General features: G+C 59.5%; 24 protein-coding genes and 1 riboswitch. Of the genes, 15 read left to right on the top strand and 9 right to left on the bottom strand.

All coding sequences use genetic code 11. The features are described from left to right. Positions 1 to 74 precede the first annotated feature (74 nt). Positions 75 to 995: a LysR family transcriptional regulator gene (locus AC2FPW_RS16200; RefSeq protein ID WP_496754865.1), complete on the top strand. Its 921-nt coding sequence runs from the start codon at positions 75 to 77 to the stop codon at positions 993 to 995. On the opposite strand, the gene AC2FPW_RS16195 is transcribed toward AC2FPW_RS16200, so the two are convergent. Then, positions 956 to 2,650, bottom strand: coding sequence for a thiamine pyrophosphate-binding protein (locus tag AC2FPW_RS16195; protein ID WP_496814543.1), 1,695 nt, complete (start codon positions 2,648 to 2,650; stop codon positions 956 to 958). The two genes, AC2FPW_RS16200 and AC2FPW_RS16195, sit on opposite strands and share 40 nt — an antisense overlap. Before the next feature lie 111 nt (positions 2,651 to 2,761). Here AC2FPW_RS16195 and AC2FPW_RS16190 point away from each other — a divergent pair, with 111 nt between their 5' ends. Together AC2FPW_RS16190 and AC2FPW_RS16185 are read left to right on the top strand one after the other, a co-directional pair. After that, positions 2,762 to 3,466 carry a GntR family transcriptional regulator gene (locus tag AC2FPW_RS16190; RefSeq protein WP_496814541.1) on the top strand — a complete coding sequence of 235 codons (705 nt, stop codon included), beginning with the start codon at positions 2,762 to 2,764 and terminating at the stop codon, positions 3,464 to 3,466. Further along, a complete protein-coding gene (locus AC2FPW_RS16185; protein ID WP_496814540.1) occupies positions 3,463 to 4,173 on the top strand; it encodes an aspartate/glutamate racemase family protein in 711 nt (236 codons plus the stop codon). The genes AC2FPW_RS16190 and AC2FPW_RS16185 overlap by 4 nt, the downstream gene beginning before the upstream one ends. Before the next feature lie 40 nt (positions 4,174 to 4,213). Here the strand turns inward: AC2FPW_RS16185 and AC2FPW_RS16180 are convergent, their stop codons facing one another. From AC2FPW_RS16180 to AC2FPW_RS16165, 4 genes are all read right to left on the bottom strand, one after another. After that, positions 4,214 to 4,849 (bottom strand): nucleoside/nucleotide kinase family protein, encoded by a 636-nt coding sequence (locus tag AC2FPW_RS16180; protein WP_496814539.1) that lies wholly within the window; start codon positions 4,847 to 4,849, stop codon positions 4,214 to 4,216. After that, positions 4,846 to 5,622 (bottom strand): ATP-binding cassette domain-containing protein, encoded by a 777-nt coding sequence (locus AC2FPW_RS16175; protein ID WP_480484881.1) that lies wholly within the window; start codon positions 5,620 to 5,622, stop codon positions 4,846 to 4,848. The genes AC2FPW_RS16180 and AC2FPW_RS16175 overlap by 4 nt, the downstream gene beginning before the upstream one ends. Next, a complete protein-coding gene (locus tag AC2FPW_RS16170) occupies positions 5,622 to 6,695 on the bottom strand; it encodes an ABC transporter permease (protein ID WP_209508213.1) in 1,074 nt (357 codons plus the stop codon). Before AC2FPW_RS16170 ends, AC2FPW_RS16175 begins: the two co-directional genes overlap by 1 nt. 107 nt (positions 6,696 to 6,802) lie before the next feature. Continuing rightward, on the bottom strand, positions 6,803 to 7,822 hold the full coding sequence (locus AC2FPW_RS16165) for a sugar ABC transporter substrate-binding protein (protein ID WP_480489243.1): 1,020 nt from the start codon (positions 7,820 to 7,822) through the stop codon (positions 6,803 to 6,805). 189 nt (positions 7,823 to 8,011) lie between these two features. On the opposite strand from AC2FPW_RS16165, the gene AC2FPW_RS16160 reads away from it, so the two are divergent. The 6 genes from AC2FPW_RS16160 to AC2FPW_RS16135 all read left to right on the top strand — a co-directional run bounded on the left by AC2FPW_RS16160 (position 8,012) and on the right by AC2FPW_RS16135 (position 13,044). Next, a complete protein-coding gene (locus AC2FPW_RS16160; protein ID WP_496814549.1) occupies positions 8,012 to 9,202 on the top strand; it encodes an ROK family transcriptional regulator in 1,191 nt (396 codons plus the stop codon). A 121-nt stretch (positions 9,203 to 9,323) separates the two neighbouring features. Then, positions 9,324 to 9,522, top strand: a riboswitch (cobalamin riboswitch). A 132-nt stretch (positions 9,523 to 9,654) separates the two neighbouring features. Further along, positions 9,655 to 10,440 carry a DUF4198 domain-containing protein gene (locus AC2FPW_RS16155; protein WP_496814537.1) on the top strand — a complete coding sequence of 262 codons (786 nt, stop codon included), beginning with the start codon at positions 9,655 to 9,657 and terminating at the stop codon, positions 10,438 to 10,440. A gap of 6 nt (positions 10,441 to 10,446) precedes the next feature. Beyond that, on the top strand, positions 10,447 to 11,058 hold the full coding sequence (cbiM, locus tag AC2FPW_RS16150; protein WP_496814536.1) for a cobalt transporter CbiM: 612 nt from the start codon (positions 10,447 to 10,449) through the stop codon (positions 11,056 to 11,058). After that, complete coding sequence (locus AC2FPW_RS16145; RefSeq protein WP_496814535.1) at positions 11,055 to 11,618, top strand: NikL family nickel/cobalt ECF transporter subunit; 564 nt, start codon at positions 11,055 to 11,057, stop codon at positions 11,616 to 11,618. The genes cbiM and AC2FPW_RS16145 overlap by 4 nt, the downstream gene beginning before the upstream one ends. Next, positions 11,618 to 12,397 (top strand): cobalt ECF transporter T component CbiQ, encoded by a 780-nt coding sequence (gene cbiQ, locus AC2FPW_RS16140; protein WP_496814534.1) that lies wholly within the window; start codon positions 11,618 to 11,620, stop codon positions 12,395 to 12,397. The genes AC2FPW_RS16145 and cbiQ overlap by 1 nt, the downstream gene beginning before the upstream one ends. After that, positions 12,394 to 13,044, top strand: coding sequence for an energy-coupling factor ABC transporter ATP-binding protein (locus tag AC2FPW_RS16135; RefSeq protein WP_496814532.1), 651 nt, complete (start codon positions 12,394 to 12,396; stop codon positions 13,042 to 13,044). The genes cbiQ and AC2FPW_RS16135 overlap by 4 nt, the downstream gene beginning before the upstream one ends. Before the next feature lie 16 nt (positions 13,045 to 13,060). Here the strand turns inward: AC2FPW_RS16135 and AC2FPW_RS16130 are convergent, their stop codons facing one another. The 3 genes from AC2FPW_RS16130 to AC2FPW_RS16120 form a co-directional block, all read right to left on the bottom strand. After that, positions 13,061 to 13,276: a hypothetical protein gene (locus tag AC2FPW_RS16130; RefSeq protein WP_267367721.1), complete on the bottom strand. Its 216-nt coding sequence runs from the start codon at positions 13,274 to 13,276 to the stop codon at positions 13,061 to 13,063. Positions 13,277 to 13,351: 75 nt separating this feature from the next. After that, the gene (locus tag AC2FPW_RS16125) at positions 13,352 to 14,350 is read right to left on the bottom strand and encodes a hypothetical protein (RefSeq protein ID WP_496814531.1); all 999 of its coding nucleotides are present in this window, start codon (positions 14,348 to 14,350) and stop codon (positions 13,352 to 13,354) included. Continuing rightward, entirely contained in the window at positions 14,343 to 18,056 is a 3,714-nt protein-coding gene (locus AC2FPW_RS16120) for a hypothetical protein (protein ID WP_496814530.1), read from the bottom strand. The genes AC2FPW_RS16125 and AC2FPW_RS16120 overlap by 8 nt, the downstream gene beginning before the upstream one ends. Between AC2FPW_RS16120 and AC2FPW_RS16115 the strand changes: the two genes are divergently transcribed. Then, on the top strand, positions 18,055 to 18,231 hold the full coding sequence (locus AC2FPW_RS16115) for a hypothetical protein (protein WP_496814529.1): 177 nt from the start codon (positions 18,055 to 18,057) through the stop codon (positions 18,229 to 18,231). The two genes, AC2FPW_RS16120 and AC2FPW_RS16115, sit on opposite strands and share 2 nt — an antisense overlap. A gap of 71 nt (positions 18,232 to 18,302) precedes the next feature. Here AC2FPW_RS16115 and AC2FPW_RS16110 read toward each other — a convergent pair whose 3' ends face one another. Then, positions 18,303 to 18,932, bottom strand: a complete 630-nt coding sequence (locus AC2FPW_RS16110; protein WP_267365646.1) for a response regulator transcription factor — start codon at positions 18,930 to 18,932, stop codon at positions 18,303 to 18,305. A 220-nt stretch (positions 18,933 to 19,152) separates the two neighbouring features. Here AC2FPW_RS16110 and AC2FPW_RS16105 point away from each other — a divergent pair, with 220 nt between their 5' ends. From AC2FPW_RS16105 to AC2FPW_RS16085, 5 genes are read left to right on the top strand one after another with little or no spacing between them, the layout of a single operon-like run. Then, the gene (locus AC2FPW_RS16105) at positions 19,153 to 20,394 is read left to right on the top strand and encodes a pyridoxal-phosphate-dependent aminotransferase family protein (RefSeq protein ID WP_496814527.1); all 1,242 of its coding nucleotides are present in this window, start codon (positions 19,153 to 19,155) and stop codon (positions 20,392 to 20,394) included. Positions 20,395 to 20,409: 15 nt separating this feature from the next. Then, positions 20,410 to 21,609, top strand: coding sequence for a malate--CoA ligase subunit beta (locus tag AC2FPW_RS16100; protein ID WP_267365650.1), 1,200 nt, complete (start codon positions 20,410 to 20,412; stop codon positions 21,607 to 21,609). Beyond that, positions 21,606 to 22,493 carry a succinate--CoA ligase subunit alpha gene (gene sucD / locus AC2FPW_RS16095; protein ID WP_209508187.1) on the top strand — a complete coding sequence of 296 codons (888 nt, stop codon included), beginning with the start codon at positions 21,606 to 21,608 and terminating at the stop codon, positions 22,491 to 22,493. Before AC2FPW_RS16100 ends, sucD begins: the two co-directional genes overlap by 4 nt. Further along, positions 22,493 to 23,464: a 2-hydroxyacid dehydrogenase gene (locus tag AC2FPW_RS16090; protein ID WP_480489218.1), complete on the top strand. Its 972-nt coding sequence runs from the start codon at positions 22,493 to 22,495 to the stop codon at positions 23,462 to 23,464. Before sucD ends, AC2FPW_RS16090 begins: the two co-directional genes overlap by 1 nt. Then, positions 23,464 to 26,094 carry a phosphoenolpyruvate carboxylase gene (locus AC2FPW_RS16085; protein WP_496814526.1) on the top strand — a complete coding sequence of 877 codons (2,631 nt, stop codon included), beginning with the start codon at positions 23,464 to 23,466 and terminating at the stop codon, positions 26,092 to 26,094. The genes AC2FPW_RS16090 and AC2FPW_RS16085 overlap by 1 nt, the downstream gene beginning before the upstream one ends. Positions 26,095 to 26,216 lie beyond the last annotated feature (122 nt).

Genomic DNA, 26,216 nt, shown 5'->3' with positions numbered 1-26,216 from the left:
GCCTGCCTTGACCGAGCTATCATTTCAAATATTATATTCTCGTAAGTTCATCAGAAAAAGTGATGTGATTATCGTTGTCCCTGCGCTTTCGTCAGCTTCAGGCATTTCATGCCATAATGGAAACCGGAACCGTGACCGGCGCGGCCTCGGTTCTTGGGATATCGCAACCCGGCATCAGCAACCTTCTGGCACAGCTTGAACGCGAGGCGCGTCTGCCTCTGTTTGAACGGACAAAAGGCCGATTGCTGCCAACACCTGAGGCCGAGATGCTATTTCGCGAGGTCGACACGGTCGTGCGTGGGCTGGACCACGTGGCGCAGGCCGTAACCGATTTGCAAAACAAACATCCCGGACAGTTGCAGGTTGCCGCGCCGCACCTGTTGTCCTTTGGTTTCATGCCCCGCGAGATCGCGCGGTTTGCCAAAACGCGCCCGAACCTGTCTGTCAGCTTTCAATCGCAATATTCATCCAAGATTCAGGAATGGGTCATCTCGGGCCTGTTTGAAATCGGTATTGTCGAGATGCCCATTCTGCATGACACACTGAACTATCAGGAGTTTCAGTTTGAAACACTCGCGACTTTTCCTGAGGGCAGTCCCTTGGCCGAGCACGACGTTCTGACGCCAGAGATATTGGAAAACGAACCCTTCATCGTGATGGGACCGGAACACCAGACCCATCGCCGGACCCGCGACATCTTTCAGGCATCCGGTCACACATGGCGCACCCAGATACACACCCATTTGTCCGAAAACCTTCTGAGCTTTGTCAAACAGGGTATGGGGGTCGCGATGATCGACCCCTTTACCGTCACCTTTGACGAGGAGAGCGGGTATCTGACCCGCCCATTTGCGCCGCCAGTCATGCTGGATCTTGCGATCATCACGGCAAAGGGACGCCCTTTGTCCACGATTGCGCAGGAATTTCTGGCCCAGTTGACCCCGTCAATTGCCGCTTACGCGACCCATTCCGAGACCGGCGCGGCGGCTTCGTGAAGCGGCTGTGAATGAATGTCGACAAGCGTTGGGCCGTCGTGCTCAATCGCCTGTTTCAGCACGCGCGTCAGATCCTCTGGGTCTTTGACGGTCCAGGATTTGACGCCAAAGGCGGCCGCAACAGCGGCGTGGTCCGTCCGGTTGAAATCAACATTGTAATAGCGCTGACCAAATCCCGCATTTTGACCAGCCTTGATCCATCCGAAGACCGAGTTCGAGAAGACGATCGAAGTGATTGGCATATTGTGCCGAACCATCGTTTCAAATTCGCCGCAGGTGAACCCGAACGAGCCATCGCCCATGACCGACAGGGTTTTGACCGATGGCCGCCCGACATGTGCCCCCATGGCCGCGCCCAGCGAATACCCCAGCGCCCCATGTGCCCGGTTTGTGATAAATTGGCGCCCCGGTTTCCGCCAGCGGTAATATGCGCTGAAATAGGGGCAGGGGGTGCCGGGGTCAGCGACCACAAGCGCGTCGTCATCCAGAATGTCCATCAAGGACGCCATGACAGCCTCGGGCCGGATCGGCGTCTCGCGACTTGCGGCCAGCGGGGCGAACGCGGTCCTCTTGGCCTCCCAAGCGGCGCGGGCTTTGGCTGCTCCGCCTTGGCTGGTCAGGTCGTGGCGGTCTTCCAGTGCCAGCGCCAAAGCCTCCAGCGCCAGACGGGCATCGGCACAGATCGCCACTTCGGTCTGGTAATTGGCGCCGATCACCATCGGATCGCTGTCGATATGGATGATCGTGGTGTTGCGCCCGGGGCTTCTCCACCGTTCCGTTGTGACCGAACCGGCGCGGCAGCCAATGAACAAAACGACATCGGCCTGATCCACGACCGCGCGGGTTGCCGGGATACCCCCGTTCGACCCGACAACGCCGAGGGCAAGCGGGTCGGTCTCGGCAATGGACCCCTGACCCGACACGGTTGTGGCCACGGGCATGTCCAGCAGGCCTGCAACTCGGCGCAGCGCATCGGTCGCTCGGGACAAGACCGGCCCGCCACCACAGACCGCAACCGCGGATTTGGCCCCTGCAAGAATGGCAGCCGCTGCTTCGATGGCGTCCGGGTCAGGTGCGGCCCGTTCAGCGGGATAGCTGCGGTGCCTGTCATCCGCCCAGATTTCAGCCTCGTCTACCTGCCCCTTCTGCGTGTCAAACGGCAGCGCCAGATGCGTCGCACCGGGCGTGCCGGTCGTCATCGCCCTGAAGGCGGCCCGAACCATGGCCGGAAGCCGCGCTGCGTCGTCGAGGGATGTGTTCCATTTGGCCAGAGGCCGGAACAGCGCAGGCTGATCCAGTTCGGTCAACGGGTATTTACCGCGGCTGGTCGTCGCCACATCCGACGTGATCGCAAGTATCGGAACCGAGCTTTCGTTGGCCTCGACTACTCCGGGCAAGATATAGGTCGCACCACCCCCGGACGGGCCCTCGCACACGCCGGGCTTGCCGGTGACGCGGGCATAGCCATCCGCCATATAGGCCGCGTGCCGTTCATCCCGTGTCAGAATGTGCTGAATGCCGTGATCCATCCGGGCAAGGGCATCATAAAAGGGCAAAGTGGTATCGCCGCACAGGCCAAACATATGCGTCACACCATGCGCTTCGAGCATACGCACCATGGCTTCGGCTCCGGTCAGAAAATTTGTCCCTGTCATGGTTGCGAGTCCCTTGTGTTAAAACTGTACTCAGACCTGTATACAGTTTTGTATATTGATTTCAAGCTCAGCGTGTGGCACCTGTGATTCAAACGAAGAAGGGCAGGGGTAATGGCGGGGCCGCGCGTCGATGATATCTATGATCAGGTCAAGGCGATGGCGGTTTCGTTTCGCCTGCGCCCCGGCGACCGCCTGAACGAAGTGGCGTTGTCCAGGGATCTGGGCGTCAGCCGCACCCCGCTGCGCGAGGCGTTGAACCGTCTGGTTGCCGAACGGCTTTTCGACTTCCGCCCCGGACAAGGCTTTTTCTGCCGCCCGCTGGACGCGCAAAGCGTGTTCGACCTATTCGAACTGCGCCAGATCATCGAAACAGCGGCGGCGCGTGCGGCCTGTGCCAAGGCATCGGACCACGACCTGCAATTGCTGCGGGACGAGCTTTACGCAACGGGCATCGACATCACCGGTCTGACTGTCGAAGAAGCCGTCAACCGGGATGAGGCGTTTCATTTGGGTATCGCGAAGCTGTCGGGGAATATGGAATTGTTGCAAACCCTGACGCGGATCAACGACCGTATCCGCTATATCCGTTGGATTTCCATGAGCCTGGACCGCGTGCAACGCTCAAAGGACGAACACAAACGCGTCATGCAGGCTTTGATGGACCGGAACGCGGATGAGGCCGCTCGGGCTCTGGCTGCCCATATCTCCAAACGTATGGATCAGGTGCAGGATGCCGTGCGTCACGGGATTTCGAACATCTACATGGAAGGGTCAGACGATATCTCGACCCGTATCATCGAGGAGGTTGAGGGATGATCGTGCAGGGCGGAAAATCCATCTACGGCGCGTCTGTGGGCATTCTGATGCTGGATGCCCGCTTTCCCCGCATTCCCGGCGATATGGGCAACGCGCGGACCTGGCCCTTTCCGGTTCACTACCGCATTGTGCGTGATGCCTCACCGGATCGGGTGGTCCGGCGCAAAGCCGAAGGCATGCTCGACGTGTTCATCGATGCGGCGCAGGAGCTTGTCAAAGATGGTGTGGACGGGATTACAACCAATTGCGGGTTTCTGTCGCTGTTCCAAAAAGAATTGGCCCAGTCTGTGCCTGTTCCGGTGGCCACATCGTCCCTGATGCAGGTTGAAATGGTCAACCGCATCCTGCCGGCGGGAAAACGTGCCGGGGTTCTGACCATATCAGCCTCTACTCTGACCCAAGATCACTTGCTGGCCGCCAATGTTCCATTGGACACGCCTATCGGCACAACCGAAGGCGGGGCGGAGTTCACCCGCGCGATCCTTGGAAATGAGCTTGGCCTTGATGTGGAAAAGGCCCGCAAAGACAATGTCGAAGCCGCAACGGCCCTGACATCGGAACACCCCGATCTTGGCGCGATCGTGCTGGAATGCACGAATATGTGCCCTTACGCGCCCGATATTCAGCGCGCCACAGGGCTGCCCGTGTTTTCTATCGTATCTTTCGTGACATGGTTTCAGGCCGGTCTTGTGCCGCCCACCTACTAGACAGGTGACACGGGCGCTCTGACTGACTCGCCCTAAGATGTCACAGGTTCAGGTCACCTTGTACCGAGTTCCGGATCACCCGCTCGGCATTCGGAATGTCGTTTGAAAGCGCCCGCTCTCTTGCGGCCTGATTGTCCAGCCCAAACCCAACCCAACGGTCGGTGAGCCGGGTTTCCAGTGTTGCCAGATCGACGCCCAGAAACACCTTGAGCGCCCATAAGGGATGAAGGCCCACCCAGCCCGGTTCATCCAGCAAAAGGTAATTGCCTTCAACCAGAACGACCCGCTGATCAGGCGAGATCATTGATCGGGCAGCGATCGCCAGATCAAGCTTTCGGTCGAAGCCCGGAATTGCAACTTCATCTTCGGTGCGCAAACGCACAAGCAAGGCATGAAACCCGGCAAGATCGAAAGTTTCAGGCGCGCCCTTGCGGGGGAAAAGCCCGCGTTCTTTCAGGATCGCGTTGTCAAAGTGAAAACCGTCCATTGGCACAAGCCCAGCTGACACGCCGCGCCGGTTCAGCTTGGCTGTGGCAAGGCTGGCAATGGTGCTTTTCCCGGATCCGGGCGGGCCGGCAATCGCGACAAGTTGCCGGTGTCGGGCCGGCGGCAGCGCCTCAACGGCGTCGACGATGCTGTCGGCCAGAACGTCAGGGGCGGTGCCGCCACCGGTCATGCAGCCTGATCCTCGGGCGGTGCGTCCTTGGCCCCGGTCATGAATGCTACGGCGTCGGACATCGAATAGTCCTTGGGGTCAATCACACACAGGCGTTTTCCCAGCCTGTGCACGTGAATCCGGTCTGCGACTTCGAAAACATGAGGCATGTTGTGGCTGATCAGGATGATCGGAATGCCGCGTGATTTCACATCCTGGATCAGTTCAAGGACCCTGCGGCTTTCCTTTACGCCCAGTGCTGCTGTCGGTTCGTCCAGAATGATGACCTTGGACCCGAACGCCGCCGCGCGTGCCACGGCAACGCCCTGGCGCTGTCCACCCGACAGGGTTTCGACGGCCTGATTGATATTCTGGATGGTCATCAGACCCAGTTCGCTCAGCTTTTCGCGGGCGAACTTTTCCATCGCCGGACGGTCTAGCATTCGAAGCCACGACCCAAGCGGCCCCTTTCGCCGAATTTCCCGCCCCATGAACATATTGTCCGCAATCGACAGGGCAGGGGACATGGCAAGCGTCTGGTAGACGGTTTCAATACCGGCTTCACGCGCGTCGATCGGGGAATGGAAATTCACCTTTTGACCTTCCAGCCAAACATCGCCTTCGTCTGGCGTCACTGCGCCCGACACTGCCTTGATCAGCGTCGACTTACCCGCGCCATTGTCGCCGATCACTGCCAGAATCTCACCCGGCATCAGGTCAAAATCGCAGTGATCCAGCGCAGTCACCTTGCCGTAGCGTTTCACAAGGTTCCGTCCTTTGAGAATGGGTTCCATCAGGCTGCTACCTTTCTGATCCACTGGTCGACCGCGACCGCTGCGATGATAAGGATGCCGATCAGCAGGAACGTCCATTGTGCATCCGCGCCCAGCAACCGAAGCCCAAGCGTAAAGACACCCACGATCAGGGCACCGAACAGGGACCCCAGAATAGACCCGCGACCGCCAAACAGAGATATCCCCCCGATCACGACCGCGGTAATGCTTTCGATATTGGCCAGCTGGCCCGAGGTTGGCGAAACCGACCCGATCCGGCCAATCAGGGCCCAGCCCGCAAAGGCGCAGATCAGCCCGGACAGCATGTACACGGATATCAGCGTGCGGTGCACGTTGACACCAGACAATTCTGCCGCTTCGGGGTCATCCCCGACGGCATAGACATGCCTGCCCCAGGCCGTGTGCCGCAACGCGTATGCAAGGACGAGGATCAGCGCCAGCATGAAGACAACACCAACGGTAAACACCGCCCCGCCCACGTTAAACTTGGCACCAAACAGTTGCAGGATGGCGGCGTGTTCCTCGATCTCCTGCGACCGGATCGTTTCGTTTTGTGAATAAAGGAAATTCGCCGCAAGAACGATCTGCCACATGCCAAGGGTGACGATGAATGGCGGCAGCTTGATGCGACTGACCAGAAACCCGTTCAAGGCCCCGATTGCCGAGCCAACAGCAAGGCCGCACACAATCGCAACCGAAGGTGGCATTCCATAGCGGAAAGTGAATTGCCCCATCACAACCGACGACATCACCATGATGGCCCCAACACTCAGGTCGATGCCTGCGGTCAGGATCACAAGGCTCTGCGCCGCGGCCACGATCCCGACGATCTGAACCTGTTGCAGGATCAATGTCAGCGCAAAGGGCGAAAAGAACTTGGGGCCCAGCAAGACACCAAAGATGACGATTGCAGCGACAAGGACGATCAGCGGGACCAGCGACGGGTTCACATGCAGAAAATGCTGAACCGTTCCGACAAATCCGCGTTGGTGATCGTCAAATTCGGCAACTTGCTCAGGGCTGCCCTTTGCGGCGGTTTCGAAATCGTCGGCTTGTCGTGAAGAATCGGACATGGAACTTCCCCCAAAGCGTCAGGTTTATGACGACTTTAGCAAGGTTTCAGGCGTGTGGGTGGTTTTGACAAGTGGAAGGCCGCGTAGCGGCCTTCCACACGTTCAGCTTAACCCCAGCAGAGGTCCATGCCTTCCTGAACCGAGATGGACTCGACGCCGTCGGCGGCCTTATCCGTCACAAGCGCCACGCCAGTGTCAAAAAAGTCCTTACCGGGTGTGTTCTCGGGTTTCGTCCCTTCGTCCGCCCATTTCTTGACAGCCTCAACGCCCAGCGATGCCATCAGCAACGGGTATTGCTGGGATGTTGCGCCGATGACCCCGTCCGCCACGTTCTGCACGCCGGGGCAACCGCCATCGACGGAAACGATCAGCACGTCATTCTCGCGTCCTATAGCCTTGAGCGCCTCGTAAGCGCCCGCTGCCGCCGGTTCGTTGATGGTGTGCACCACGTTGATCATCGGATCTTTGGCCAGCAGGTTTTCCATCGCGCGGCGGCCGCCTTCTTCGTTGCCAGCGGTGACATCGCTGCCAACAAGACGCGGGTCGTCTTCATCGCCAATCACGTTCGGATCGGCCAGATCAACACCGAACCCCTGCAGGAACCCCTGATTGCGAAGCACATCCACAGTGGGCTGGCTGACCGCAAGGTCCAACGTGGCGATTTTGGCGTCGTTTGCCGCATCTCCCAGAGTGGCTTTTGCCCATTGTCCGATCAGAAGCCCCGCAAGGAAATTGTCGGTGGCAAAGGTCGCGTCGGCCGAGTCGATAGGCTCAAGCGGGGTGTCCAGCGCAATCACCAGCAGCCCGGCATCGCGGGCCTGCTGCACCGCCGGAACGATGGACGACGTATCCGACGCGGTCAGCAGGATACCCTTTGCGCCATCCAGAATGCAGGTTTCAATGGCCTGAACCTGAGTTTCGTGGTCGCCGTCGACTTTGCCGGCAAAGGCCTTCAGCGTCATGCCAAGCTCTTCGGCTTTAGCGGTCGCACCCTCTCTCATTTTAACAAAGAAAGGGTTGGTATCCGTCTTGGTGATCAGGCAAACGGTTTCACCTTCGGCCATTGCACTGCTTGCCATGGCCGTAACCGCCAGCGCCGTGGCGCCTGCAAGTTTCGCAAGTTTCATCGGTAGTCCTCCCAGTTTTCCCAATGCCCGTCCGGGCATACGTTTGATCGGGCGAAAACCGGCCCGATCGAACGTGAAAACCATCACAAGATTCCAATTTCGAGTCAATAAATAAATCACTCTTATTTATTATTGACAGAAAGGAAGGGTTTCAACATTGTCGTCATGAAGGGGATGGCCGTGTCTGCAATGAACTCTTTGGACAATACCACTGGCGTACGCGAGCCAGATATGCGCGGCACCAACCAAAGTGGAATGCGGGCCCGAAATGAACGGCTTGTCCTGTCACTGGTCCGGCGCCATCAGGCCCTCGCAAAATCTGAAATCGCGCGGATGACCGGGCTGTCGGCGCAGACGGTCTCGGTCATCATGCGCCAGTTGGAAACCGATGGGCTGCTTCTGCGCGGCGAACCGGTCCGGGGAAAAGTCGGACAGCCCTCGGTTCCCATGCGCCTGAACCCGGAAGGCGCTTATTTCTTCGGGCTCAAAGTCGGGCGGCGCAGTACCGAATTGGTGCTGACGGATTTCCTTGGCAATGTCAGGCACCGTGAGCGGCGGACTTATGATTTTCCGACGCCCGAGGCGACATTGAGCTTTTCCAAAGAAAGCCTCGACAAAGTGATGGCGTCACTGTCGCCCGAGGCGCGCAGCCGGATCGCGGGTCTTGGGATTGCGATGCCGTTCTACCTTTGGGACTGGGCGCAGACATTGCAGGTTCCGCAGGAGAAAATGGATCCGTGGCGTGACGCGGACCTGAAAGGCGCACTGGCCGCAAGCTATGACTTGCCGGTATTCCTGCAGAACGACGCAACGGCCGCTTGCGGTGCCGAGCTGGTGTTTGGCCCGGCGGAAGGCCCACGAGATTTCCTGTATTTTTATGTGGGCTTCTTCATCGGGGGCGGGGTGGTTCTGAACGGTTCCATCTTTTCAGGGCGGGGAAACGCCGGTGCGCTTGGTCCATTGCCTGTGCCGGACGACGCAGGCGGAGTGAAACCATTGATAGATGTCGCCAGTCTTTATGTGCTGGAGCGCGCAGTTGGTGGGAATGCCAAAACAGCCGGCTCAATCTGGGAAACGACACAGCATTGGGACATACCGGAAACCCACCTTGAGAACTGGTTGAAACAGGCGGCGCACGGGATCGCACATGCCATCGTCTCGTCTTGCAGCCTGATCGACTTCGAATCTGTCAAGATTGATGGCTGGATGCCCGCAGGCATCAAGGCGCGGCTGGTGGAATTGGTTGAGGTCAAACTATCTGACATGAACCTGACCGGGCTTGAACGGCCCTTGGTGCAGGTGGGGACGGCAGGCCCGGATGCCCGCTCATTGGGGGCGGCCAGTTTGCCATTGTCGGAAAGATACCTGCTCGAAGGGTAGGTTCATTCCCGAAAAACCCCGACCTTTATCCAAAGCAGATCCGTCGGAAAAAGGGCATTGCCCGCTAAACTTTTTGACAGCCAGCGCAATTGATCGTTGACGGATGCCGAAGAAGTCTGGCAAGCCGCTCGGCATGTCCGGTTCCGGGGCGTGCTCAGGAATCAATAGGGAATGCGGTGCGGGCTTTGGCCCAATTCCGCAACTGCACCCGCAACTGTAAGCGGCGAGCAGGGCTGAAGTGCCACTGGTGTTAACCCGGGAAGGCCAGCCCAACGCTTTGACCCGCAAGTCAGGATACCTGCCGGACATGTGCCTTTGACAAGGGCACTCCTAATCGGCGACGGGATGTGCGTCGGAGCAGGATGCTTGAAAAAGCAGCTTAGCTTGGACATCCCCGCAGTCAAAACGCATCTCGTACCGGGGTTGGTGCGATGGGACAAGGACGACTATTGATGACCAAGCTGCTTTCCGCAGCCGCTGTGGCGATAGCGCTTCCAGCGATCGCAAATGCGCATTTCCTGCTGGAATACACCGCTGACACCATGATCGACGCACCGGGGAATGTTCCGGTCAAGCTGATCTTTTGGCATCCGTTCTCGAACGGGCATGTCATGGATCTGGGCAAGCCGCAGGAATTCTACGTGATCCACAACGGTCAGAAAACCGACCTGCTGGATACCCTGGAACCCGTACGTTTCGCCGGTGGCGAAAACGAAGGCGCGGCATTCAAAGGTTATGTTCCCGTCAAACGGTCGGGCGACTATGTGTTGGTGACTGTTCCCCAGCCCTATTATGAGGAATCCGAGGATATCTATATCCAGCAGATCGCCAAGGCATTCCTGAACCGCAACGAACTGCCGACCGACTGGATGAACCCGGTGGGCCTGCCGATTGAGATCATCCCGCTCACCAAACCAACCAACATCATCGCGGGTTCGACGTTTACAGGTCGGGTTATGGCCGAAGGCCAACCGGTTGCGGGTGCCGAGATCGAGATCGAGTACATGGCCGCAGAACCGGACATGGAAAGCGCTGCCGCCTCGGCTCCGACGGTCTCGCCGATGCCGGGTGGTGCATTGGTCGCAATTTCGGATGATAACGGGTATTTCACGTTCGGCGTTCCAAAAGCCGGCTATTGGGGTTTTGCAGCGCTCGGCGCCGGTCCCGTGACCGAACACAACGGCAAAGAACTAAGCCAGGACGCGGTCATCTGGATCCGCGCCTGGGATTTGGAGTAACCGTAGATGCACATCGTTGACGGAGCCTTGTCCAACCCGGTCGTGATCGGCGGTGCAGTCGCTGCTGCGGGTGGAATTGCCATGGGCCTCAGGTCGCTGGATCTTGATCGCATCCCCACTGCGGGGGTGCTGTCTGCCAGCTTTTTCGTGGCATCGCTGATTCATGTGCCGATTGGCCCTTCGTCAGTGCATCTGATCCTCAACGGTATGGCCGGGCTTTTGTTGGGCTGGGCCGCATTCCCGGCCTTGTTCGTCGGGCTTTTGCTGCAGGCCGTCTTCTTTGGCTTTGGCGGGTTGACGGTATTGGGGATCAACACCCTGAACATCGCGTTGCCCGCGGTTTTGGCCGGGCTGATCTTTGGCCGCTTGATCGCCCATGACTCACCTCTGCAAGGTGCGATATGGGGCGGGGTCGGCGGTGCCTTTGCCATCGCCGCCACAACCGGCATGGTTGCGTTTTCACTGGCCCTGTCCGGGGATGCATTCCTGCCAGCGGCCAAGCTTGTTTTCTTTGCACATATTCCTGTCATGGCGATCGAGGCGATCCTGACCGGGTTCGCGGTTTTGCTGGCGCGCAAGGTCAAGCCCGAGCTGTTTGTCAAAGGAGCGGTCGCGTGAGGTACCTGGCGATCATTCTGGTGCTGTGCTGCGCACCCGTACCTGCCTTGGCGCATAAGGTCATCGCCGGAGTGTTTGAATCCGGTGACGCCATCGAAGGCGAAATCGGCTTTTCCAACGGCGACATGGCAAGCGGGGCCGAGGTCATCGTCAACGGCCCGGACGGTGTCGAGCTGGGCCGTATCGTAACAGATGCAGACGGGTTCTTTATCTACACGCCAAACGCGCCGGTGGCCCATACTTTCTTTGCAAACCTTGGTGCCGGGCATGTGGCCGAGGTCACCATGCCCGCTGCGGATGTCGCCCGGATCATGGGCGTTGAAGCGGAACCCGACACCGCGCCGACAAACGCACCTGCCCAGACAGCGGCGGTGCTCAGCGATGAACAACAACAGGTCATTGCCAGGGCCGTGCGGGATGAGCTGCGCCCGCTGCGTCGGGAAATCGCCGCCTACCGCGAACAAAATGACCTGCAAACTGTTCTGGGTGGGATCGGATATATCGTCGGTCTGTTCGGTTTGGGCTTTTATTTTGCGGCACGCCGCAAGCTGGCGGCCTGATGGCTCACGTTCTGGGGCAACAGGAAAACACGCTGGTCAAAGCGGGCGCGCAGCGGCGCGGCGCGATCAACCCGCTTGATCCAAGGATGCGGATCGTGATGACGGTTGTCTTCGCGGTGGTGACTGTGGCGGTGTCCTCGCTGACGGCGCTGTGCGCGGCTTTGGCGGTGTCCCTTTCGCTTCTTGCCGCGTCGCGTCTGCCCTGGCGGAAAACGTTGAAACGCATGGCCATGATGGATGGGTTCATCCTTTTCATGCTGGTGCTGTTGCCATTCTCCATGCCCGGCGACCCGATGTTCACGCTCTGGGGGTTTCCCGCAAGCTGGCAGGGTTTCTGGAAAGCGGTCGAGATTGCTCTGACGGCCAACGCCGTCATCCTGTCCCTTATGGTGCTGGTCGGCACGATGGAGCCGGTCACTCTTGGCCACGCCCTGCACCGCCTGCGCTGCCCCGAAAAGCTGGTTCACCTTCTGATGTTCACCATCCGCTATATCGAGGTTCTGCGGGAAGAATACCTGCGCCTGCGCGCGGCCATGAAGGTACGCGGATTTCGCCCGGCAACAAACTGGCACACCTATCGCAGCTTTGGCTATCTCGTGGGCATGATGCTGGTGCGCGCGATCGAAAGATCCGAACGCATACTTGATGCGATGAAATGCCGGGGGTTTTCAGGCCGTATGCTGCTGCTTCAGGACTTTGCCCTGACCCGAAGGGACATCGTTTTTGCCGCAGGTCTTGGTGCCCTTTGCGCGGGTCTGATCATACTGGATTTGGCATGACACTGATTGCGCTTGAAGATATCTGCTTTGCCTACCCCGGTCAGCCACCCGTTCTTGACGGTGCCAGCCTCAGCCTGTCCACCGGTCAACGCCTGTCGCTGACTGGTCCGAACGGGGCGGGAAAATCGACCTTGCTGCGCATCACGCTTGGCTTGCAGCGCCCACGGTCCGGCACGGTCACGATCTTTGGTCAGCAAAGGGTGCAAGAGGCCGATTTTCACGACGTGCGCCGCCGGGTGGGCCTTGTGTTTCAGGATGCGGATGATCAACTGTTCTGCCCGACCGTCGCCGAGGATATCGCCTTTGGCCCGCTCAACCTGGGCAGAACGCGCGACGAAGCGCTTGCCATCGTTGAAAACGTATTGAGTGATCTGGACCTGATGCATCTGAAGAACCGCATCACCCACAAATTGTCAGGGGGTGAAAAACGGCTGGTTACGCTGGCGACCGTTCTGGCGATGGAGCCCGAGGTTCTGCTGCTTGATGAACCCACCAACGCGCTGGACCCACGAAACGAGGCCCGGCTGCTGGAAATCCTCCGGGCATTGCCGCAAGCGATCCTTCTTGTCAGCCATTCCCCGGCCTTCCGCGCCGAACTGGCACCGGATGCGCTCGATTTGCGAGACGGAAAACTGGTTTCTGTCTGACAGGACCAATCCGGGTTCAGCCGTGCCGCTTTCGGCTCATAAGCCCATATCTGACCGCCCATGCCCGAAACGACAGACGTCTGCGCCGGTCCTGTTTCACCGGGTGTTTTGATTGCGCGCCACCTTTTCGGTTGAACTCGAAAACGTCGATGATGCGCTCGGCGCAGCCGCAAGCTTCGCCCATGCCAACTTTGGCAAAGTAGAATTTTTCGAAACGTTCCGGGTTTTGCATGGCGCCCTTCCTGTTCAAGCGTAACCGCAAAAGCCTAGTGCCGCCAAATCACTTTGCTGCGGCCACAGGGGGGTGCTATGGCGCTGCGAATGCGCTTCCCGTCCAGACATTGTCCAGTTGATTGAAAACCGGCGAGGTGATGAGCATCTCCGCGGGGTACAGCAATTGCAGCTCATCCGCGAACCGCGTGACGCCGGGTACAAGCCCGGTGATGTTCTGCCACGCGGCCCAGCTGCCGGGATCGGACAGGCTGGTGGGATTGCCGGGATCAGCCGCCTGGTGCCAACCGGCCGCATTCAGGATCGGTGTAAGGGCAAAGCGCGCATCGTTGCTGTCAACCTCGGAACAGGCAGCAGCATCGCATTCCCAGCTTGTCCAGTCTGCCGCCGCGATGGTCCCGGCAATCGGGGCGGTGGCGTCGATGACCCGTGCCAGAACCTCGAACCCGCCGCCCGCAGTCGGACGGCTGAGCGACAGGGGGTCGGTGGCCACGGCATGCAGCGCCGCGGTCGGTGCGAGGCTGAGGGTTCGACCGATCAAAGCCAGCTGTGCAATACCGTCGGTCACAGGCCCCGATCCGGCGGCCGGCAGGACCCTGACAGGTGTCAGGATCGGCACCGCACCGCCACGTATCGCGATCTCCTGCAACGCATTGTCGAAGGCCGGTACGAAATCACTACGGATCGTGAAGCTCAGCGGGAAACTGGCCTGCTGCGGACCTACGGGCCTTGCCCCGTCGCGGGTGATGAAAGACATCGGCGGAATGGCACCCGGCTGCGGCAGCGAAATCTGCGGTCCCGCAATACCCAAAGCGGCCGCGATCATGCGTGCGCGCTGTTCGGCCTCACCATACTCGCTCAGCAGATTGATATAGCCGCCGATCTCGGTGATGTTGCGCGGCGCAGGGATGCGCGATGGGGCAATATCGCCCGCAATGGCAAGCCTATGGGCAATCACCTCACGGGCACGCTGGATCGCCGGAGAGTTGGTCGTTTCAAGAATGTTGATGATCGCCTCGGCAAGGCTTTCATCGATTCCCGGTTTGTCCGTCACATTTGTGCTCGTGTCACTCATTGTCATCCTCCGCAGGAGCGTTCAGGCCATTGAGGAAATCCAGCACCGACTGGCTGCCGGCCTTGGTCGCGCTGCCGTCATCAGCATCCGCATTTGCCTTGGTGAAGGCCCCGAAAAGCTTGGCCAGAAGCAGCGTGTTGGATGGGTTGGCCAAAGCAGCAGCCCCGCCGGGGAAATCCTTGAACAGGTTTTGAACGAAACCGGCCCGGTTGCCATCCGGTTGCCCACCGATCAGCGCTGAAACACCCGAGGCGTTCTTGGCGATATCCTCAAACCCCTTGATCTTAGCGGCATTGCTGGCGTCGAATGCTTTCTTGTCAGCAGCGGCTTTCTTGGCCTCTTCGTCTTTGCGGGCGGCAGCGATTTCCTGACCTTTACCCGCAAGTTCCGTGGCCTTTCCAACCAGCTCCTTGGTCAGATCCGTCGCCGTGTCGATGGCCTTGTCCCGACCAGCGGCAACCGATTGCGTTTCAAGCGCCAACTGCGCTTGCAATTCCTTCAGGCCCGTCAGATCGGTTCCCGCCCGCGCAAGATCGGGCGCAGCCTTGAGGATTTCGGCCAGTTGCGACGTGGGCACAGCCTGGCCGGTGCCAATGTCGCCCCCTGCAATGGTCAGCGTGTTCGAAGGCTGGTTGTTCGGCAGGTCTGACGGCGCACGTGTACCAAAGATGGCGTCACTGTCAGCAGGCAGGACGGGCGCGTCGCCAACCGGTGGCGGTGTCGGGCTGTCCTGCCAGTTCCAGAAGCGGCGGTGGTCGATCATCTCGCAGGAATTGCAGCGGCCCAGAACGGCCTCGCCCAGCAGTCCTCTGGTCGGCAGTGAAATCGTGCGGCGCGGTGGCCGGAAATCCTCGCGATGGAAGGCCAGCAGACTGTCCTGAATGTCACCGGTCCGCATCTCCATCCGGTCGGCCAGATCGGGCGGGATCGAGAAGGGCATGATCATGGCATTGCCATAGAACCCCAGCACCTTGTTCTGGACGGTACTGAGCAGCGATATCTCGCTTGAGGCATCGTCGAGTCCACCTTCCGGTACCCCGATGGTGAAACGCTCCAGCAGGATCGCACGTTCTTCGTCCGTCATGCTGGCCCAGATCACGCGGGAATAGCGAACGGTGTTGGCCACAATATGCTGGTACATCTCTTCGATGCGGCGCAGATCCCGGCGTGACAGAACGTCCGGCACTTCCTGCACCGAATAGGGCAGGGTGGCAGGCAGCGCCTGGAACGTATTGTCATCAACAACGGTCTGGGCGTTTTCGTTCATACGCGCCTCAAACTCGCTGACCATGGGCGGACCCACCAGATCGTCAAAGTCCGAGCCCGAGATCGTGGTGCGAAGGCTGCGGTTGATATTGCGGGTGGCCCGATCCAGATCGTCGGCATCTTCCAGATTGGCCAGATGTTCCCAGATGTTAAAAATGTTGATGGGATCAGGACCGGTGTAGAACGAATAGGCAAACGAACCCGTCCGCCTGCGCAGCTCGACACGCGCGATATCCGACCGCTCGACCGAACGGGGCAAAGCCACAGACCCGGTATAGGTCCGGCGCTTGGTCGGATCACGCCGCGCATCAGCCAGCCGGACAAGCAGGTTCTCGCGTGTTTCCGCTGGCAGGTCATGCAGGTTGTCGATGTCTATCGGCGATCCGGTCAGCGGAACAGGTCCGACCCGGTCGCCATCCTGCGTGAAGATCACGACAGAAATGTCATCATTGGGCATGAACGTGCCCTGCGCCTCGAAACTGACGATGTCCTGTGCGACGCCGGGCGCGTTCTGCGGTGTTGCGTCCTTGTCCGCATAAAACTCTTCCAGCAGCTTCAGTGCGCTGCGGAATCTGCGGCGGCTTCGGAACACGCGCCGGAACACTTCGGCATGGCGCAGGATGACCTTGTACCGGCTCAGCAATCCGGACCGGGTGACATTGCCCGGCAACTGATCGCCTTGCCCCAGACGGCGGAAGCGGATGAGTTGCATGGGCACAAAGACCACCAACTGCACCCCCTCGATACGCGTTTCCAGGGAAAAGTCGCGCAGAACTTCGAACCATTGCATGGTCATTGCGTGGCAATGATTGCGGTTGGCCACGAATTTCGTTGTGGCCGTCCGCCGATCCGTCGCAGTTGCAGTGCGCACACTGGTCCGTGCCGAGTTACGCTTGACCGAAGCCGCCCGTTCAAGCGCGGCAGAGAATGTCTCATGCGTGTCGGACAGAAAATCGCGCGACGTGTTCTGCGTGTTGGACGAATTGCCGGAAGAATTCGAACTGGACCGTGCGCCGCTGAAGCCCACGCCGCCGACGATGGCCCCGATGCCTCCGAACAGGCCGCCACCAACGCCACCTGCGCCCCCGAAGCTTTTTGAAGATGCGCGGGTCGAAAACGAGGACGTGCCCTGAATCACCTCATCCAGCGCGCTTTCAAACGTACTGTCAAAGGACGTGTCGCGGGCTTCCTCGAATTCCTGTTGTTCTTCAAATGTCAGGCTCTCTCGTTCACGTACGCTCAGTGTTTCGCGCTGTTCCGACACGACTATCCGCTGCTCTTCTCCCGGGGCAAGCGGCAGGGAATAGACCAGCCGACCCAAAGACATGCCAGCGTGGACAGCCGTCGACCGCATCTTGGCAATATAGCCAAGCGCAAGGCTTGACGCTTTGGGCACATCCTGCGGCCGTTCTTCAAGATCTTCAAAGAAATCTTCAATATCAATGGGTTCATCAATCGGAATCCGGTCCCGAAAATCCCAATCACCCCCGTCATTGTTGAACGCGGCCAGCAGCGTTTCGGCTGACAGATTGGCCTGAGCAAAGGTTGTACCCGGAATAGTCGTCACAAAGCGGCCACCGCCTACGGGGCGCGTTCGAACGATATTCTTGGGCCCGACGAGCGGATCAATCAGTCGGTACAGAACCGAATAGCGCCGCCGTGAAACCGTGCCGCCTTCGGTTCGGTACTCCGACGCGCAATCGCCCTCGCCCAGCACGATAGGGGCCTGTGAACCGGTGAAATCGGATATGTTTTCTTCAGCATCCTCGGGATCCACAGGCAAGATATCGGCCAGCTCACCGACGATCGAACGCTGCAAAGGGAGGAGCGTGCGATCCAGCACCACAAGACCCATTTCGCCGTCCAGCGCGTCAACGCGCGGCACGGCTTCTGTCAGGGTGGTGTTTTGACCCCTGATCCGCAACCGCAGGCCGTTCTGCGGCAGGCGGAGATTGGGCAGATCAACCGAGAAGAGACCGCGCGCGTCCGTGACGGCGGCTTTGACAGCCCACGAGAAATCCGCATTGTCGATCCCTTCATTGGCGGTAAAGGTGGGGCGCAGGACCTCGACGATCACGCGTTCGGCAGGGGTCCCGTCCGGGTTGATCAGTTCCCCCCGCAGTTTCGGGGCAAGGGTGGGAACGACCGCCCCCAGAAAGCCTCCGGCCAGATCTTCGCGAATGGTTGCAAGCTGGCGAAAAACCGCGCCTGTCGACTGAACACGCCGGTCGACCAGATCGTTGATCACTTCCGTGGACAGCTCAATTCCGACGCCGCGGCGCAATGCCTTGAGCTTTTCCGCCTCAACCCGCTTCTGATCCTCAACGCTGTGCGCACCAGCCGCGACAGTGCCGGAAATTTCCGCTGATATCGATGGGTTTGGCCGAAGATTTGGTATGGACAGCGTTATGCGCGGGGGCTCACTGCTGGAGTCGGACATGAACGTCACCTCTCAAGAAAGAGCTGAAAAAAACGAGATGTCAGAAAAAGAAGTCAAATCATTAAAGGTGACCCAAGGTAACATGTTTGGGGGATTCGCGGAAGCAACGCAGGGTTGTGCATACCGCCACGCGCGGCAAAGCGCTCAGGACAAGCACTGTGTTTCTTGCTGCTGACGGTATCCAGAATTGGTCAGAGTTGGACGAATAACCTGCCCGGAAACATCGGCATCCAAATCGCCTTCGGTCTAGTTTCGTGACTGCTGAGACGAATAGAAATACGCAATGGCCTGCGTGCGGTTTTTGACACTCAGCTTTTCGTAGATGTTGGACAGGTGAAACTTGACCGTGTTTGTCGAAATCTGAAGTTCCTTCGACAGATCCCGGTTCGACATTCCCTGGGCCAGCGCCTCCAGAATCGCACGCTCCTTACGCGACAGGCTCTGGATCGGGTCCTGTTGCATTTTACGGATATCGATGAACGGGAACACCATCTTACCCGCTGCCACTTTGGCGCAGGTTTCCAGCAGACCCTCAACCTCGCCCGTGCGGGCGGCAAATCCAGCCGCACCCGCCTGCATCGCCAATCGCGGGACATCGCCGCCAGTGTCGCCATAAACGACAAAGCGCGGGGCGTTGGGCTGATCGCGCAGAACCTCGATCAGTTTGGCGGCCCCTAAAACCGGAAGTGTCCAGTCGACGACACCAACCTGAACGGGAACCCGCATCACCGTTCCCAGAAACCCTTCGGCCGTTGCTGACGTGGCCATCAGCGAGAATCGGGGGTCTCGCTCGAATATTTCGGACATGGCCGACAGAACCAGCGGGTTGCCGTCCGCCAGCATGATGTCGATGGGTTTGTTCGGTGTCTCAACCATATGATTTTACCCCGATTCCGGAAAAACCTACCCATAAGGATAGGGCGTTTCTTTGTATACCTTCGTATTTTTACCAAAACGGGTAGGAGCTGACCCATCCTATTGGCCATCCAAAAGCAGTAGTAAGTTACGTTGCGTCATAAGGCAAGCTCGCGTTTCCTGCTCGGTAACTTGACACAACGGGCCGCAATGCCCGGCCAACAGCCGAGGATGCCAGACCATGACTTTTCAGATTTTCCCTCCGCTCGAAATCCCTCAGACCCTCGCTGCGGGGCCGGGGCCGGGCAACACAGATGCGCGCGTCCTCAAGGCCTTTGCCGATGCAGGCGTTGCCGATCACATGCAGGGTGACGTCCTTAGGGGGATGGTCGAATGCAAGCACATGCTGCGGAAAATCTGGGGTACCCAAAACGCCTATACCTTTGCTGTTGCCGGCACCGGTTGGAGCGCCCTGGACACCATGTTTTCGGCCGTCATGCCTGGCGATAAGGTCGTTGCTTTTGCCAACGGCACATTCTCGGGGATCGACGCGCTGACCCTGCGGATCAAGGCGGCGACGCCCGAAGAACATGCAGCCAACCCGATGGCACCTCAGGCCGCCAGCGTCACCATGATCGAGGTTCCGCACGGCCAGCCGGTCACCGGTGATCTGGTCGAATCGACGCTGGCGCAGCACAAACCGAAATGGGCTTTCATGGCGCATTGGGAAACCGGATCGGGTCGCATCAATGACCTGCGCGGATTTTCCGACGCGTGCGAACGTCATGGCGCGATGGGTCTGATCGATGCGGTGTCGTCTCTGGGCGTCGATGACTTCTCGACAGACGATTTTCCGGGTATCGCCGGATGGGCGTCCTGCCCGCAGAAAGGTCTGTGTTGCTTGCCGCTGACCTATGCCCCTGTCAGCTTTACCGACGCCTATATCACCTCACTGAAAACCACCGGTGCCTATACCTATGTCCACAATCCCATCTTTGAGGCCCGCCATTGGGGCATTGTCGATGGGCAGGATGTTGAAAAGGGCACCTATCACCGCACCCATTCGGGCTACGCCGTTGCGGCCTTCCATGAATCCCTGCGCCTGACCCTTCAGGAAGGTCTGGCCAAGCGGTCCGCATCGTACAAGACGCACGAGAAGGTTCTGCGGGACGCCGTCACCGAAATGGGCTGCGAGGTCACCTCCGACATGCCCAGCCTGATCGTGCTGAACCTGCCCCCGGAACTGGCTGGCCGCGAGATGGAGCTGGTCCAGAACTGCCGCGCGCGCGGGTTTGGCATCTGGCCGACGCTCAGCGCACCCGTGCAGGTGCGCATCGGCATCCTCAACCAATTGAACCGCGACGCCGTCAGCCGAATCGTGCGCCTGTTCGCCGAAGCCATCCGAGAACTGGGCGGAACGGTCGACCAAGACGCAATCGAAGACCTGCTGGAAAGCCGTTACGGCACCTCAATCGCTGCATAAACAGGAGCGGATCAGATGGATATTCACGAGTATCAGGCAAAGGAAATTCTTTCGAATTTCGGTGTCGCCATACCGTCCGGCGCACTGGCCTACAGTCCGGAACAAGCGGCCTATCGGGCGCGTGAGCTGGGCGGTGACAAATGGATCGTCAAGGCGCAGGTCCATGCAGGCGGTCGCGGCAAGGCCGGAGGGGTCAAGCTGTGCAACACCGAAAACGAAATCTATCAGGCCTGCGATGATCTGTTTGGCCGCAAGCTGGTCACGCACCAGACCGGCCCCGAAGGCAAAGGCATCTATCGCGTCTATGTCGAAGCCGCCGTGCCGATTGATCGCGAGATCTATCTGGGTTTTGTCCTCGACCGGTCCAGCCAAAGGGTGATGATCGTGGCCTCGTCCGAGGGCGGGATGGAGATCGAGGATATCTCGGCTGACCGCCCGGAAAGCATCGTCCGCTCCATCGTGGAACCGGCGGTTGGGCTTCAGGAATTTCAGGCGCGCGAGATCGCATTCAACCTCGGGCTTGAACCCAGGCTGATCCAGCAAATGGTTCGTACGCTACAGGGCTGCTATGCCGCCTTTAGCGAGCTTGACGCGACAATGGTCGAGATCAACCCGTTGGTCATCACGGGTGACGACCGGGTGCTGGCGCTTGACGCCAAGATGAGCTTTGACGACAACGCCCTGTTCCGCCATCCGCAAATCTCTGAACTGCGTGACAAAAGCCAGGAAGACCCGCGCGAAAGCCGCGCGGCCGACCGCGGATTGTCCTATGTCGGGCTGGACGGAAATATCGGCTGCATCGTCAACGGTGCCGGTCTGGCGATGGCCACGATGGACACGATCAAGCTGGCCGGTGGCGAGCCTGCAAACTTCCTCGACATCGGCGGCGGGGCCTCACCCGAACGTGTGGCCAAGGCTTTTCGTCTGGTCCTGTCAGACGATAATGTTCAGGCCATTCTGGTCAACATCTTCGCCGGTATCAACCGCTGCGACTGGGTGGCCGAAGGCGTCGTTCAGGCGCTGCGGGAACTTGACCTCGATCTGCCCGTCGTCGTGCGGCTGGCTGGAACAAACGTCGAAGAGGGTCAGAAGATTCTGGCCAAGTCCGGCCTGCCGATCATTCGCGCCACAACGCTGATGGAGGCGGCAGAACGCGCTGTTGGCGCATGGAAAAACGACCTAACTCAAGGCACCAAGATGAGGGCTGTGAAATGAGCATTCTTCTCGACCGTGACTCTCGCGTCATCGTGCAAGGCATCACCGGCCGCATGGCCCGGTTCCATACCAAGGACATGTTGAACTATGGCACCAATGTCGTGGGCGGCGTCGTACCCGGCAAAGGCGGGGAAACCGTCGAAGGTGTTCCGGTCTTTGACACCGTCAAACAGGCTGTCGAGGCGACCGGCGCGGATGCCAGTCTTGTTTTTGTGCCCCCGCCATTTGCGGCTGATTCAATCATGGAAGCCGCAGATGCCGGTATCCGCTACTGCGTCTGCATCACCGACGGGATTCCGGCGCAGGACATGATCCGGGTGAAACGGTACATGTACCGCTATCCGAAAGAGAAACGCATGGTGCTGACCGGGCCGAACTGTGCCGGTACGATCTCGCCCGGAAAGGCGTTGCTGGGCATCATGCCGGGTCACATCTATCTGCCCGGCCATGTCGGCATCATCGGCCGCTCGGGCACGCTGGGCTATGAGGCTGCGGCGCAGCTGAAAGAACGCGGCATCGGTGTCTCGACCAGTGTCGGGATTGGTGGCGACCCGATCAACGGGTCATCCTTCAAGGACATCCTGCAGCGGTTCGAAGAGGACGAGGACACCCATGTCATCGCCATGATCGGCGAGATCGGCGGCCCACAGGAAGCTGAAGCTGCCGAATACATCCGCGACCACATCACCAAGCCGGTGATTGCCTATGTCGCGGGGCTGACCGCCCCGAAAGGCCGCACCATGGGCCACGCGGGTGCGATCATCTCGGCCTTTGGCGAAAGCGCCAGCGAAAAGGTCGAGATCCTGTCCGCCGCCGGGGTGACCGTTGCCGAAAACCCCGCGGTGATCGGTGAAACAATTGCCCGTGTGATGGAGGCCGCGTGATGGTCAAACCCTCGGTTCTTGTGACCCGTCGCTGGCCTGCCGCCGTCGAGGCGCAGCTGGCCGAGACCTATAACGCCGTTCTGAACACCGGGGACAAACCCATGTCCCCGGCCGAAATCCGGCAAGCCTTGAAAACTTATGACGCGGTGCTGCCAACTGTAACGGACACACTGAGCGCCGAGGCAATGGACGTCCCTGGTGCGCAGACCAAGATCCTGGCCAATTACGGTGTCGGATACAGCCACATCTGCGAACCGTCGGCGCGTGAGCTGGGCATGACCGTGACCAACACGCCCGATGTTTTGTCCGAATGCACCGCTGATATCGCCATGACCCTGCTGCTGATGGTGGCCCGGCGCGCGGGCGAGGGTGAGCGCGAGCTTCGGTCCGGCAACTGGACCGGATGGCGGCCCACGCATCTGGTTGGAACCAAGGTCAGCGGCAAAACGCTGGGCATCATCGGCTATGGCCGCATCGGGCAAGAGATGGCCCGGCGTGCGCATCATGGCTTTGGCATGGACATCCTCGTCTACAACCGCAGTCAGATAGCGCCGGATGTGCTGGCCAGGTGCAATGCAACGCAGGTGGCCTCGATTGACGACTTGCTGCCGCAATGCGACTTCGTCTCGCTGCATTGCCCCGGCGGGGCTGAAAACCGCCATCTGATCAACGCGCGCAGACTGGGCCTGATGAAGCCCGACGCCTTTCTGATCAACACCGCGCGCGGTGAGGTGATCGACGAATGGGCGCTGATACAGGCCCTGATGTTCGAGATGATCGGCGGGGCCGCGCTGGACGTGTTCGATGGTGAACCCCGTATCAGCCCGGACCTGCTGCAATGCGACAACCTCGTGATGCTGCCACATCTGGGCAGCGCCACCCGTGAAGCGCGCGAGGCGATGGGGTTTCGGGTTCTCGATAACCTGAATGATTTCTTTGAAGGCCGCGAACCCCGGGACCGCGTGATCTGATGCAAGCGCTGGCCCCGAATATGCAGCCCACTCCCAACCCCTCGAGCTATGCCGAAGGGTTGCGCTCGGAATTGCGGGCGTTGTGGCGGAACATATTGCTGAAACGGGCGCCACATGTGGCGGCATGGGCCGAGGCCACGCCGCTGCAAGCCATTCCCACGGGACCCGAAGCAACGCCGTATTTGCAGGCCCTTTCGATCTGGTTCCAATTGTTGTGCATCATCGATGAAAACGCCGAGGTTCGGGACCGTCGATTGACCGAAACCCAAAACGGCGCAGAAGCGGTAGAAGGCGGTTTTGCCGAAGCCCTGACGGACTTGTCCCTGACCTATAACCAGGTTGAAAAGCTGACCGCTAACCTGTGTACCGGTCCCACGCTGACCGCGCATCCGACCGAAGCCAAGCGGGTTACGGTTCTGGAAATTCACCGGCGTATCTACCGCAACCTCGTCAGTCTTGAAACGCAACGCTGGACCCCGACAGAACACGCCGAATTGCTGAATGGTCTGGAAGGAGAGATTGATCTCCTATGGCTGACCGGCGAACTCCGCCTGTCGCGCCCAAGCCTGCACGACGAGATCGAATGGGGGTTGCAGTTCTTCCGCGATGCAATCTTTGACGCCGTCCCGCAGGTTATGGGCCGCTTCGATCAGGCCTGCCTGCAAGTGCTGGGCCGTACGCTGAGCGATACACCCGATATCCGCTTTCACAGCTGGATCGGCGGCGACCGGGATGGCAACCCAAATGTCACGACCGAGATGACCGCATTGGCGCTGAAACGCGGACACGAAACAGTTCTGGACCTATACCGCCAGGCACTCGAACGTGCCGCAAGCAGGTTAAGCATCAGCGCGCTGATATTGCCTTTACCTGAACCTGTCAGGACGCAAGTACAAGCGATAGTCGACCGGGCCCCGACCGCCGGGCGCAATCGGAACGAACCATTCAGGCAAGCACTCAATGCCATTCGTTATCGGCTGACAAACAACGGATATGATCACATCTCGCAATTCGTAGGCGATCTCGACACGCTTGATACCGCTTTATGTGCGGTCAACGCGGATATTCTGGCGCGGCAGCATATCCGTCCGCTGCGCCGGGCTGCTTCGGTTTTCGGGTTCCGGACCACAACGCTGGACATCCGCCAGAATTCGACCGTCACAACCGACGTTCTGGCCGAAATCTGGTCGCATAGCGGAAAGGTGCCGGTTTACGGCACAGCCGAATGGTCTGCCCGCTTGCGAACCGAACTGGCCGATCAGAACCTGCCCTATCAAAACCGCGATGCGTTAAGCGATCAGGCGCGGGAACTGCTTGCTCTTCTGGCTCTGGTCCATGGTGTGCGATCGGGACCGGACCCCAAGGCAATAGGGCCCTTCATCCTGTCCATGACCCGTTCGGCCGACGACATTCTCGGTATCTACCTATTGGCCCGCTATGCCGGGTTTGGCTCCGAAACTTTGGATCTTTCGGTAGTCCCATTGTTCGAGACGATTGCCGATTTGCGAAATGCCCCATCGATCCTGCTGGACGTTCTGGCTGTCCCGCTTGCCCGTCGCAGCCTCAAAACCGACGGTCGGGTAATCGAGGTGATGCTGGGATATTCGGACAGCGGCAAGGACGGGGGCTATTTCTGCTCAACATGGGAGTTGGAGCGCGCCCAACGCCGGATCGTCTCGGCGCTGGCCTCGCAAGGTTTCAAGGTCACGTTTTTCCATGGTCGCGGCGGTTCGGTCAGTCGGGGCGGTGCACCGACCGGACGCGCCATCGCCGCGCAGCCCAGCGGAACAGTTGCCGGGCGGCTGCGCGTGACCGAACAGGGCGAAGTGGTTTCGGCCAAATATGCCAACCGGGGCACGGCTGCGGCGCATCTGGAGTTGTTGCTGTCAAGCACGATGCGCCATACGGCGACCCTTGACGAGGCGCCTTCACGGCCTGAATTTGATGACGCATTGGATGCTTTGTCAGAGTTGTCACAGACAGCCTATGTCTCGCTTTTGCAGATGCCGGGTTTTCTGGACTATTTCCAGCAGGCGAGCCCCGTCCAAGAACTTGCCCGCCTGAAAATGGGATCCCGCCCGACCCGCCGGTTTGGCGCGGCCAGTCTGGATGACCTGCGGGCCATTCCGTGGGTCTTTGCGTGGTCGCAGAACCGCCACCTGATCACCGGCTGGTACGGGTTCGGCACCGCCATGGCCAGTTTTCGCAAGTTTCGCGGCGCGCGCGGTGATGACGTGTTGCACGACATGTTTCGACACTCCCGCCTGTTCCGCCTTGCCGTCGATGAGATGGAAAAATCGCTCTATCAGACGGATATGGAAATCGCAGCGCAGTATGGCGAATTGGTCTCTGATATCGAGATCCGCCAACGTGTATCGCAGGTGATCAAGGCGGAATACGATCGTGCCTGCAAAGCGATCCGGTTTCTGACCGGTGGCCAGGTCATCGGCCATCGCTTTCCCCGCCTTTGCGAGAGGTTTGACCGCAAACAGGCCGAATTGGCCCGCATTCATGCTCTTCAGGTCGAACTGCTGCAACACGCCCGCAACGAACCGCAGGCAGGGTCAGTTCCCGTGCCCCTGCTGCAATCCATGAACGCCATTTCCGCTGGCCTTGGCTGGACCGGCTAACCATTTTCAGGAGACCAAAACTGTGAACGCCCCGCATCGAACAGACGGATTTTTCACCCAGTCCTTGTCGGACCGCGATCCTGAGCTTTTTGGCTCGATCCGGTCTGAGCTGGGTCGTCAGC

It is taken from the genome of Ruegeria sp. SATB027 (assembly GCF_059613825.1).
This window is presented reverse-complemented; position numbering and strand designations above follow the sequence as displayed.

Excerpts from the sequence above, each read along its gene's own strand:
- AC2FPW_RS16195 (WP_496814543.1), bottom strand. The coding sequence starts at position 2,650 with ATGACAGGGACAAATTTTCTGACCGGAGCCGAAGCCATGGTGCGTATG.
- AC2FPW_RS16190 (WP_496814541.1), top strand. The coding sequence starts at position 2,762 with ATGGCGGGGCCGCGCGTCGATGATATCTATGATCAGGTCAAGGCGATG.
- AC2FPW_RS16185 (WP_496814540.1), top strand. The coding sequence starts at position 3,463 with ATGATCGTGCAGGGCGGAAAATCCATCTACGGCGCGTCTGTGGGCATT.
- AC2FPW_RS16180 (WP_496814539.1), bottom strand. The coding sequence starts at position 4,849 with ATGACCGGTGGCGGCACCGCCCCTGACGTTCTGGCCGACAGCATCGTC.
- AC2FPW_RS16175 (WP_480484881.1), bottom strand. The coding sequence starts at position 5,622 with ATGGAACCCATTCTCAAAGGACGGAACCTTGTGAAACGCTACGGCAAG.
- AC2FPW_RS16170 (WP_209508213.1), bottom strand. The coding sequence starts at position 6,695 with ATGTCCGATTCTTCACGACAAGCCGACGATTTCGAAACCGCCGCAAAG.
- AC2FPW_RS16165 (WP_480489243.1), bottom strand. The coding sequence starts at position 7,822 with ATGAAACTTGCGAAACTTGCAGGCGCCACGGCGCTGGCGGTTACGGCC.
- AC2FPW_RS16160 (WP_496814549.1), top strand. The coding sequence starts at position 8,012 with ATGAACTCTTTGGACAATACCACTGGCGTACGCGAGCCAGATATGCGC.
- AC2FPW_RS16155 (WP_496814537.1), top strand. The coding sequence starts at position 9,655 with ATGACCAAGCTGCTTTCCGCAGCCGCTGTGGCGATAGCGCTTCCAGCG.
- cbiM (WP_496814536.1), top strand. The coding sequence starts at position 10,447 with ATGCACATCGTTGACGGAGCCTTGTCCAACCCGGTCGTGATCGGCGGT.
- cbiQ (WP_496814534.1), top strand. The coding sequence starts at position 11,618 with ATGGCTCACGTTCTGGGGCAACAGGAAAACACGCTGGTCAAAGCGGGC.
- AC2FPW_RS16135 (WP_496814532.1), top strand. The coding sequence starts at position 12,394 with ATGACACTGATTGCGCTTGAAGATATCTGCTTTGCCTACCCCGGTCAG.
- AC2FPW_RS16130 (WP_267367721.1), bottom strand. The coding sequence starts at position 13,276 with ATGCAAAACCCGGAACGTTTCGAAAAATTCTACTTTGCCAAAGTTGGC.
- AC2FPW_RS16125 (WP_496814531.1), bottom strand. The coding sequence starts at position 14,350 with ATGAGTGACACGAGCACAAATGTGACGGACAAACCGGGAATCGATGAA.
- AC2FPW_RS16115 (WP_496814529.1), top strand. The coding sequence starts at position 18,055 with ATGAACGTCACCTCTCAAGAAAGAGCTGAAAAAAACGAGATGTCAGAA.
- AC2FPW_RS16120 (WP_496814530.1), bottom strand. The coding sequence starts at position 18,056 with ATGTCCGACTCCAGCAGTGAGCCCCCGCGCATAACGCTGTCCATACCA.
- AC2FPW_RS16110 (WP_267365646.1), bottom strand. The coding sequence starts at position 18,932 with ATGGTTGAGACACCGAACAAACCCATCGACATCATGCTGGCGGACGGC.
- AC2FPW_RS16105 (WP_496814527.1), top strand. The coding sequence starts at position 19,153 with ATGACTTTTCAGATTTTCCCTCCGCTCGAAATCCCTCAGACCCTCGCT.
- AC2FPW_RS16100 (WP_267365650.1), top strand. The coding sequence starts at position 20,410 with ATGGATATTCACGAGTATCAGGCAAAGGAAATTCTTTCGAATTTCGGT.
- sucD (WP_209508187.1), top strand. The coding sequence starts at position 21,606 with ATGAGCATTCTTCTCGACCGTGACTCTCGCGTCATCGTGCAAGGCATC.
- AC2FPW_RS16090 (WP_480489218.1), top strand. The coding sequence starts at position 22,493 with ATGGTCAAACCCTCGGTTCTTGTGACCCGTCGCTGGCCTGCCGCCGTC.
- AC2FPW_RS16085 (WP_496814526.1), top strand. The coding sequence starts at position 23,464 with ATGCAAGCGCTGGCCCCGAATATGCAGCCCACTCCCAACCCCTCGAGC.